The following is a 4,631-nucleotide window of genomic DNA, read 5'->3' on the forward strand; positions in this document are numbered from 1 at the left end:
GTTTGTGTGTGTCACGGCTCAGTCTGTTGCTCAAGCCAGCGGTAGAAGGTGCGTCGGCTGATTCCCAACAGTTTTGCCGCTTCAGTGCGATTGCCCCTGCTTCGACGCAGCGCTTCCTTAATGGTTATTTCCGGGTGGGCATGGGGGACGGAAATGCTGGCTTCCGGGGCTGCTTTGACGATGGTAAAAAACTCGGCTGGCAGGGCATCAGAGCTAATGATAGAGCTTTGGCTGAGGATGCAGGCGTGCTCAATCAGGTGTTCCAGTTCACGCACATTGCCTGGCCAGGAATGGCTGCGGAAGGCGGACAGCACATCTTCGGACAGACTGCTGCAGGTGCGGTTGAATTTGTGTGAAAACTGCTGGAGAAAATGATTAACCAGCAGGGGCAGGTCTTCCAGGCGCTCTCGCAGGGCTGGAACTTCAAGACGTACCACATTCAGGCGATAGTAGAGGTCCTGCCGGAATTCTCCGCGTCGGACCTTGTCCTGAAGATTGCGGTGGGTGGCGGCAATTACCCGTACATCAATCTTGATCGGTGTGGTGTCGCCGACCCGTTCAATCTCACGTTCCTGAAGCACCCGCAGCAGCCGGATCTGCAGGGCAGGGGAGATATCGCCGATTTCATCCAGAAAGATGGTGCCTCCATGGGCTTTTTGGAAACGTCCCATCTTGTCCTTGATTGCGCCGGTAAAGGCGCCACGGACATGGCCGAACAGTTCGCTTTCCAGCAGACCCTCCGGTAGCGCCGAACAGTTGAGCTTGATAAACGGTTTCTGCTTTCTGGCACCGCATTCATGGAGCGCCTGGGCCACCAGTTCTTTGCCGGTACCGCTTTCGCCGCAGATGAGGACGGTGCTGGTGACATCTGCCAACGCCTCGATTCTGGTGAAAAGCTGCTGCATGATCGGGGCGCGGCCAATGATGGTATGGAAGCGGCTGCGCTGCTGAAGCTGGCGTTCCAGGGCATCCAGTTCGGTTTCATCCCGTATAACGGCTACGGCGCCGGTGCGGTGCCCGTCTTCACTGGTGGTGGGGGTGGCAATGACACTGACGATCCGGGTACGACTGCCATTGCCGCGACATTCGATCCGCTTCAGTTCCTGGCGTTGTCCGGTGCGTACTGTTTCAGCCAATGCCATGCGGCAGCTGCCGAGGCAGCCGGTGGGCAGGGTATCAATCGGTTGACCGAGCTGGTCAGGACGATATCCGCACTGGAGGGCTGCATCGTTCAGGTGCTGTAAGTGCAGTTGCTGATCTACCATGATGATGGCATCGCTGATACTGCGGTTGATCGCTTCCAGATTGGCGCGGAACTGTTCCCGCTCAAGCTGTAGCCTGCGGTTTTCAATGGCGTGGCGGGCAATGCTGCTGATCTGCAGGCTGTCAAACGGCTTGCAGAGATAGTCAAAGGCACCGCAGCGTACCGCTTCAGTTGCGGTGGCTACATCCGGGTAACCAGTCATCATAACGACGCGGCTGGTGGGTGATAGTGTCGCAGCTGTTTTAAGCAGTGCCAGTCCGCCTTGGGCCTTATCCAGCATGATATCGATAAAGATGACATCATAGGGTTGGCCGGCAATGAGGGTCAGGGCGTTTTGACAGGTGTAGGCCACGTCAGTCTGATTGCCATCAGTGCCAAGGACCGTGCAGATAAGGCGGGTGATCGAAATTTCATCATCTACAATCAGTATCCTGGCCGCCATGTTCCCCCCGTTATTGACCTGCATACAAGTATGGTTTATAGGATAACGTGGTAAAAAGATTTTGCAAGCAGGAGCTGCTATGGCCCGTCCGACCTGGGACCAGTATTTTATTGATATCACCCTTTTAGTGGCGACCCGTTCAACCTGTCTGCGACGTCAGGTGGGGGCACTACTGGTCAAGGATCGGAATATTCTGGCCACCGGCTACAACGGTACGCCGTCCGGTATTCGCCACTGTGAGGAGACCGGCTGTCTGCGGGAGCGGCTGAAGGTGCCCTCTGGTGAGCGCCATGAGCTGTGTCGCGGACTGCATGCCGAGCAGAACGCCATTATTCAGGCGGCCCGGCATGGCGTTAATATTGATGGATCAACCCTGTATTGCACCACCATGCCCTGTATTATCTGTACCAAGATGTTGATCAACGCCGGTATTAAGCGGATTGTTTTTGCAGAAGGGTATGCTGATGAGCTGGCCCGTGAAATGGTGGAAGAAAGCGGCATTGAGGTGGTCCATTTTGAGCGTGGCACAACCGGAGGAGAATCCAGATGAAGTGTCCGTTCTGCGGTCATCAAGATAGCAAAGTTGTAGATTCGCGGCCAGATAAAGGTGGGGCGGTTATCCGTCGTCGTCGTGAATGTGAGGAGTGCGCCAAACGGTTTACCACCTATGAACGGGTGGAGGAGATGCTGCCGCTGGTTTGCAAGAAGGATGGACGGCGGGAGCATTTTGATCGGATGAAGGTAATCTCCGGTATTAAGAAGGCCTGTGAAAAACGTCCGGTTTCCGTGGAGGATATCGAGCGGATGACCGATCGTCTTGAGACCCGTCTGCAGGAGTGTGGTGAACGGGAGGTGCCAGCATCAAGGATCGGTGAATGGATTATGAACGAACTGCATGCCGTTGATCAGGTGGCCTATGTCCGGTTTGCATCAGTCTATCGTTCTTTTAAAGATATTAACGAGTTTATGGTTGAGCTGCAGGACCTGCTGAAGAAGTAGGGGGCGGGATGTTAAAAACAGACATTGCATATATGAAACGGGCGCTTTCACTGGCTCGAAAAGGATTGGGGAAAACTGCCCCCAACCCGGCTGTAGGCTGTGTGATTGTACGTGACGGGGCTATTGTGGGTGAAGGGTGGCACAAAAAAGCCGGTACTCCCCATGCAGAAATCCATGCCCTGGCCATGGCCGGTGCCGCAGCCAAAGGTGCAGATGTCTATGTGACCCTGGAACCCTGCTGCCATTACGGCAAGACCCCCCCTTGCTGTGACGCACTGATTGCTGCTGGTGTGCGGCGGGTGGTGGCCGGTATGGTTGATCCCTTTCTGCAGGTGGCGGGCAATGGGCTGTTGAAGCTTCGTCAGGCAGGTATCCGGGTTGATGTCGGATTACTGGAAGCACACTGTAAGGAGCTGAACAAAGGTTTTATCAAAGCAGTTACCACCGGTCTTCCGTACCTTATTTACAAGACTGCCATGACCATGGATGGCAATATTGCCACTGTCACCGGGCATTCCCGATGGGTCACCGGTGAGGAGTCCCGACGCCTGGTACACCGCCTGAGGTCCCATTGTGACGCGGTTATGGTCGGGGTGGGTACGGTGATTGTTGATAATCCCCAATTGACGGTTCGCCATGTTCGGGGGCGTGACCCGTTGCGGGTGATTGTGGATACCCGTCTGCGTACTCCGGAAAGCGTTAATGTGTTGAATGACGCCCATGCCGATAAAACCGTTATCGCAACCTGCGAGGCAGATCCTGACATCCATCAGCGTTATCTGTTGCAGGGGGCGGATATACTGGTCTGCCGTGAATATGATGGCCGGGTTGATATGGCGGATCTGTTGCACAAGCTGGCTGTCAGGGGGGTGCAGAGCATCCTGCTGGAAGGAGGCAGCCGCCTGGCAGGCGATCTGCTGCAACATCATCTGATTGATGAATGTATCTTTTTCTATGCTCCAAAGGTAGTGGGGAACGGCTTTTCTCCTTTTGCCATACAAGGGATCAGTACGATGGATGAGGCTATTAAGTTGGAAGTGCGACGGGTTGGTATGTCAGGCCCTGACATGGTGGCGTATGCCAGACCGGTGGGTGTATGTTCACCGGCCTGATCGAGTGTACCGGGCGTGTTGTGTCGTTACGTCGCGGCGGTGACCGTGCCGTGCTGGAGGTCGCTGCTCCGTTGCCAGCCGGCGAGATCTGTATCGGTGATTCGATTGCCGTAAACGGTGCCTGTCTGACGGTAATCGACATGCAGGGAGATCGTTTCAGTTTTGATGTCTCACCTGAGACCGTGACGCGGACCACCTTTGCGGCTTCTCAACCGGGCAGCCCGGTTAATCTTGAACGGGCTCTGCGGCTGGGGGGGCGACTGGATGGACATCTGGTGACCGGGCATATTGACTGTGTAGGGCGGCTGGAAAGCAGAGTAAATCAAGGTAACGCCGTTGTACTGGGGTTCAGCCTGCCCCGTGATCAGGCCCGAATGCTGGTGGAAAAGGGATCTGTGGCAATTGATGGTATCAGCCTGACCGTGAATGGGGTGAGCGACACCGGCTTTAGCGTATCAATCATTCCCCACACCCTTGAGAAGACAACCCTGGCAGGAGTAGGTCCTGGTAAAAACGTGAATATTGAGACAGATGTTATTGGCAAATATGTGGTGCGACTGGTTGGTCCCCATGGTGGTTCTGGCGGCCTGACCATGAATACATTAATGCAGAACGGTTTTATCTGAGAGAGGAATATGTAGCGATGGGTGTATGTACGATTGAAGAAGCGATAGAGGATATTCGTCAGGGTAAGATGGTGATTCTGGTGGATGATGAGGACCGGGAGAACGAGGGTGACCTGACCATGGCAGCCGAAATGGCTACCCCGGAGGCGATCAACTTTATGGCCAGATATGGTCGTGGTCTGATCTGT

At 55.0% G+C, this 4,631-nt stretch carries 6 protein-coding genes; 5 read left to right on the forward strand and 1 reads right to left on the reverse strand.

Going from position 1 to position 4,631, the window contains the following annotated elements; genetic code table 11:
• Nucleotides 1-11 precede the first annotated feature (11 nt).
• A complete protein-coding gene (locus OEL57_RS14320; RefSeq protein ID WP_300741355.1) occupies nt 12-1,706 on the reverse strand; it encodes a sigma-54 dependent transcriptional regulator in 1,695 nt (564 codons plus the stop codon).
• A gap of 79 nt (nt 1,707-1,785) precedes the next feature.
• Between OEL57_RS14320 and OEL57_RS14325 the strand changes: the two genes are divergently transcribed.
• From OEL57_RS14325 to OEL57_RS14345, 5 genes are all read left to right on the forward strand, one after another.
• Complete coding sequence (locus OEL57_RS14325; RefSeq protein WP_300741356.1) at nt 1,786-2,256, forward strand: deoxycytidylate deaminase; 471 nt, start codon at nt 1,786-1,788, stop codon at nt 2,254-2,256.
• Entirely contained in the window at nt 2,253-2,705 is a 453-nt protein-coding gene (gene nrdR, locus OEL57_RS14330; RefSeq protein ID WP_300741358.1) for a transcriptional regulator NrdR, read from the forward strand. Before OEL57_RS14325 ends, nrdR begins: the two co-directional genes overlap by 4 nt.
• A gap of 8 nt (nt 2,706-2,713) precedes the next feature.
• On the forward strand, nt 2,714-3,817 hold the full coding sequence (gene ribD, locus OEL57_RS14335; protein ID WP_300741360.1) for a bifunctional diaminohydroxyphosphoribosylaminopyrimidine deaminase/5-amino-6-(5-phosphoribosylamino)uracil reductase RibD: 1,104 nt from the start codon (nt 2,714-2,716) through the stop codon (nt 3,815-3,817).
• Nucleotides 3,802-4,443: a riboflavin synthase gene (locus OEL57_RS14340; RefSeq protein WP_300741362.1), complete on the forward strand. Its 642-nt coding sequence runs from the start codon at nt 3,802-3,804 to the stop codon at nt 4,441-4,443. The genes ribD and OEL57_RS14340 overlap by 16 nt, the downstream gene beginning before the upstream one ends.
• 17 nt (nt 4,444-4,460) lie before the next feature.
• A partial coding sequence (locus OEL57_RS14345; RefSeq protein ID WP_300741363.1) for a 3,4-dihydroxy-2-butanone-4-phosphate synthase occupies nt 4,461-4,631 on the forward strand: 171 nt, incomplete at its 3' end.

It is taken from the genome of Trichlorobacter sp. (assembly GCF_030247655.1).
In the GTDB taxonomy this organism is placed as follows: Bacteria; Desulfobacterota; Desulfuromonadia; order Geobacterales; family Pseudopelobacteraceae; genus Trichlorobacter.